Origin of the sequence: Streptomyces niphimycinicus (genome assembly GCF_018883605.1) — a bacterium.
Classification (GTDB): domain Bacteria; phylum Actinomycetota; class Actinomycetes; order Streptomycetales; family Streptomycetaceae; genus Streptomyces; species Streptomyces niphimycinicus.
Window position 1 is genome coordinate 1 of the sequence record NZ_JAHLEM010000821.1, and the last position, 4,670, is coordinate 4,670.

The 4,670-nt window shown below is 74.0% G+C and carries 4 protein-coding genes; 3 read left to right on the forward strand and 1 reads right to left on the reverse strand.

Translation table 11 applies throughout. From position 1 onward, the window contains the following. Nucleotides 1-1,650: outer membrane protein assembly factor BamB family protein (locus KN815_RS43420; RefSeq protein ID WP_216347257.1), on the forward strand; the 1,650-nt coding region annotated here is incomplete at its 5' end. 14 nt (nucleotides 1,651-1,664) lie between these two features. Beyond that, nucleotides 1,665-2,963, forward strand: coding sequence for a hypothetical protein (locus KN815_RS43425; protein ID WP_253209612.1), 1,299 nt, complete (start codon nucleotides 1,665-1,667; stop codon nucleotides 2,961-2,963). A 14-nt stretch (nucleotides 2,964-2,977) separates the two neighbouring features. On the opposite strand, the gene KN815_RS43430 is transcribed toward KN815_RS43425, so the two are convergent. After that, a complete protein-coding gene (locus KN815_RS43430; protein WP_216347258.1) occupies nucleotides 2,978-4,192 on the reverse strand; it encodes a bifunctional adenosylcobinamide kinase/adenosylcobinamide-phosphate guanylyltransferase in 1,215 nt (404 codons plus the stop codon). A 140-nt stretch (nucleotides 4,193-4,332) separates the two neighbouring features. Between KN815_RS43430 and KN815_RS43435 the strand changes: the two genes are divergently transcribed. After that, nucleotides 4,333-4,536: a hypothetical protein gene (locus tag KN815_RS43435; protein ID WP_059143388.1), complete on the forward strand. Its 204-nt coding sequence runs from the start codon at nucleotides 4,333-4,335 to the stop codon at nucleotides 4,534-4,536. The last annotated feature ends 134 nt before the right edge of the window (nucleotides 4,537-4,670 follow it).

Here is a 4,670-nt window from a genome sequence, read left to right on the forward strand (position 1 = left end):
AGCGCGCTGGTCAGCCCCGGGCAGGGCAGTGTGCACGGCTCGGCCGCCGGAGTCCCCGTCGAGGTGTACGCCGAGGACGACGGCCGCACCCCCAGCCGGGCCTCGCTGACCGTACGGGACAGCCGCGGCCACGTGGTGCGGCGCACCGGCTTGCGCTTCGGGAACGGAGCCGCCAAGCCCGGCATCGAGAACTGCTACACCCCGCCGGGTGGCAAGCCCGAACCCTGCCCCGACGCACGCGGCGCGTGGACCCGGGCGAGTGGCGCGCTGAACGGGCTGCGGCCCGGCACCTACACCGCCGAGACAAAGGTGGACGACACCCGGGGCAAGGCGTTCCCCGCGCTCCCCGCGCTGAAGAGCACCTTCAAGGTCGTACCGGACTCCGAGCTTCCGCAGCCGAAGGCCGGGCACGACTGGCTGCGGCAGGGCGGCGACGAGGCCGGGCGGTCCGCGAGCCCCGACGAGCCGGGCGCCCAGCTCGACCTGAAGTGGATCCGGCACACCGGCGAGCAGTTCAACCTGAACGGCTCGGTGGTCACGGACGGCAAGCTGATCGTCTCGTCCCGCGCCTTCGACTCGCCGTACAGCATGATGCTCGCCTACGACATCGCCTCCGGGCGGGAGATCTGGCGCACCTATCTGGACGGCGACGCCGAATCGGTGCCGACGCTCCACGGCGGAAAGGTCTACCTGACGACCGGCGTCGGACGGATCTACGCGCTCGACGCGCGGGACGGCCGTATCGCCTGGGAGTCGATCGACCGTGAGGAGCAGCACGGTGACACCGTGCGCCGCTACGGCCGCGCGGGCGGACCGGTCAGCGTCTTCGCGCTCGCGGGCGCGGACCACCGCTCGGTTGCCGTCTACCAGGACGCGGGCACGATCCGCTGCCGGGAAGCCGAGACCGGCGCGAAGCTCCCGGGCGGCTTCGGCGCCGCGTTCTCCTGGGGACAGGCGCACAGCACGGCGATCCGCGAGCCCGGCTCCAACACCGCCTACCTGCACTCCATGTCGAGCAACACCGTGATCGCCATGGACCTCGCGACCTGCACCCAGCTCTGGGTGAAGGACACCGGCGGCGGCATCGACAGCCACTCCTCGCCCGTGCTCACCGACCCCGCGTCGGGCCCGGCCCAACTGGTGACCTTCACCGCCGCCGGAGCCCGCGGGCACGACCCGAAGACGGGCGAGGTGACCTGGGAGTCCAAGCTCGGCGGCAGCGGCACCTGCGAGCCGGGACCGGCCCCGCTCACCAGCCCGGCCGTCTGGGGCGACATCGCCTATGTCGCGGGACGTGACGGTGTCGTCCGCGCCTACGACACGAGCGCGGCCGACCCCTCGAAGCCGGTGTGGGAGTCGAAGTCCGGCTATCTGCCGGGGAAGAGCCCGCTGGACGACAAGTGGCGGGTCGCCATGGGCTGCAAGGCCGGTGCGGGCTCGCCGACCATGCATCCGCTGGTGACCAAGACCCTCGTCTACGTGGGGACCTGGGACGGGCGGCTGCTCGTCCTCGACCGTGCCACCGGTCGGCAGCTCTCCGCGTACAACCTCGGCGCGGGCGTCGCGTCGGCCCTCTCCGTCAGCGGTGACCGGATCTTCGTCCTCACGGACGACGGCACGGTCCACACGCTGGCCGCGCGCCGGGACTGAGAGGAAGCACCACCGTGCGAACACTCCGCACCGGGGTGCTGCTCGTGCTGGCCGCCGTGTCCGCGCTGCTCTTCGGCAGCGCGGGCACGGCCCAGGCGCACCCCTTCGGCGCACCACCGGTCGTCAGGGTCGAGGCGGCGGGCTCCGCCGTGGAGACGACCTGGTCCGCGCAGCGGGACGACGTCGCCGCCCTGCGCAAGAAGGCCGACGGCGATGTGGCGGGCTATCTGCGCGCGCATATCGCCGTACGCCAGGACGGCAGCCCGTGCCGGGCGGACCGGGCCGACGGCATGACGCTCCACTTCGTCTGCCCGCGCCCGGTGGACCGGATCACCCTTACGGTCACCGTGTTGACGGACGTCCATCCCGCCTACCGGACGCTGTCGGTGACCGATCAGGGCGGCGGGGGGCTGCACACGGCGAAGGAGCCGACCCGTACGCTCGCGCTGACCTCGGCGGCATCGGCCGACTCGCCCTCCTCGCAGGGCGGCTGGACCAGTTGGACCACCGATCTGGTCTCGCTGCTGGACCATGGGGCCGCCGTCCCGGTGGCGCTGCTCGTGGCGGCGGCCGTGGGCGCACTGCACGCCTGTGCTCCCGGGCACGGCAAATCGCTGGCCGCCGGGTATCTGGTGGGCGGCCGGGGCAGGCCGCGGGACGCGGTGTGGCTGGGCGGCATCGTCGCCGTGATGCATACGCTCTCGGTCGCGGTCCTCGCGGTCGGCTGGTGGCTGGCGGCGAAGAACGCGCCGGACATGAAGCTGCTGACGGGGTGGCTGCAACTGGTCGCGGCGCTGGTGGTGGCGGGGGTGGGGGTGAGCCTGCTGTGGCGGCATCTGCGGCACCGCGGGCACCATCGCCCGCACCACCACGATCACGGTCACTCGCACCACGGTCACTCGCATCCCGATCACTCGCATCCCGATCACGATCACGGTCACGGTCACGGGCATAGCCACCACATCCCCGACGCCCCCTCGCTGCTCACCTGGCGAGGTCTGGTCGTGCTCGGCACCTCCGGCGGTCTGCTGCCGTCGCCGTCCGCCTTCCTGGTGCTGCTCACCGGGCTGCTCACCGGCAGAACCGGCATCGCCCTGGCGATGGTGGCCGCCTTCGGTGCCGGTATGGCGCTCACCCTGATGAGCGTCGGCCTGATCGTGCTGCGCGGGCGTGACGCGCTGCTGGACCGGGCCTCCCGGTCCGCGCTGCTGCGCACCTGGGTGCCGAGGATTCCGCTGTTCGCCGCCTCGGCGGTGGCGGCCGGAGGCGCGGTGGCGGCGGCCCTCGCCGCGGGACAGCTCCTGGCACCGTAGGCGGCTCCCCGTGCTCAGCCCCGGAGGGGGAGGGCCTGCCCGGCCACCACCAGCAGCACCTGCTCGCACTCCTCGGCGAACATCGCGTTCAACCGGCCCAGTTCATCGCGGAAGCGGCGGCCGGAGGCGGTCGCGGGGACGACGCCGGAGCCGACCTCGTTGCTCACCGCGACCACCGTACGGCTGGTGGCGCGGACCCCGGCGACGAGGGCGGACACCCGCTCGCGGAGGGCGCGCTCACCGCCGTTCGCCCACTTCTCGTCGTCCCAGGCGTTCACGGAGTCCATCGCGTCGGTGAGCCACAGCGCCAGGCAGTCGATGAGCAGCGGTGGGCCGTCCTCGGCGAGCAGCGGCGTCAGATCGCAGGTCTCGGCGGTGCGCCAGGAGCCGGGGCGGCGCTCGCGGTGGGCGGCGACGCGGGCGGCCCATTCGGGGTCGCCCTCGCGGGTGCCGCCCGTGGCGACGTACAGGACGTCGGGGAAGGCGGCCAGCCGCCGTTCCGCCTCCAGGGACTTGCCGGACCTGGCGCCGCCCAGCACCAGGGTGCGGCGCGGCAGATCCGGTACCGCGGAGTACTCGCCGACGATCAGCGTCCGCCCGTCCGGCACCGCACGCGCGCCCGCCGCGGCAAGGCGGCGGCGCAGCTCCCGGCCGGGCGGGGTGGTGTGGTCGAGGTGGACGGCCAGGACGTCGGTGGTGGCGCCCACGGCGCCCGAGGCGCGCAGGGCGGCCAGGGCGTCGGGGCGGCCCAGCACATCGAGCAGCACCATGTCGTACGGCTCGGCCGGGTCGGGGAGGTCCGCGGCGGCGAGGCCCGCGGCGGCGGCGCCCGGCGGGAGGTACAGCAGCCGGGTGCCGTCGGGGCCGGTGACCTCGTAGCCGGTGCCGGGGGAGTCCAGCGCGACCGCCCGCACCCGGTGGCCGCTGATCAGGGACAGCGTGCGGCCGTCCGGCACCCGCCCCGGCGCGGGCAGTCCGGCCGGGAACTCGACGGCCGGGCCCGCGTGCGGATGGGAGAGCAGCACCTGCCGGACGCCCGCCAGCGAGTGGCCGGCCCGTGCGGCGGCGAAGGCGGCCCCCGGGGTGAGGTCGATCAGCAGCGCGCCGTCGATCAGCAGCGAGGTGGCGGCCCGTGCCTCCTCGCCGACGGCGGCGGCACAGGAGGCGCAGGGACAGCCGTGGCGCGGCAGCCCGTCGGGGGCTCCGGTGCCCAGAAGAGTGAGTTCCACGCCCCGATCGTCTCGCGTCCGATCCCACGGGTCGCGCGGGGCCACCCCGTACGGAGTGATCAGTCACCTAGGCTGCGGGCAGACATCACCTGTGGACCGGCGGGTATCACCTGTGGGCCGGCGGGATGGAGGAGGCTGGAATGGCGTGGACATGGCGGTTCGAGAAGTCCGACGGGGCGGAGACGAAGCCCGCGGTGCAGCCGGAGGAGTTCCCGACCCAGGGGGACGCGGAGTCATGGATCGGTGAGGAGTGGCGGGCGCTCCTCGAAGGAGGCGCGGAGCAGGTGACGCTCTTCGAGGACGGTACGAAGATCTACGGTCCGATGAGCCTGCGCGGCGAGTAGCCAAGGCGCCTGACGGACAGCCGCGCCTGACGGGCGAGCGCGCCTGACGGGCGAGCGGGCCGGAGCGCAGGCCAGCGGGCCGAAGTGCGGGCCAGCGGGCCGAAGTGCGGGCCAGCGGGCCGGAGCGCAGGCCG

Bases quoted from the DNA above. Each gene is read 5' to 3' on its own strand.
- KN815_RS43435 (WP_059143388.1), top strand. From the start codon at position 4,333: ATGGCGTGGACATGGCGGTTCGAGAAGTCCGACGGGGCGGAGACGAAG.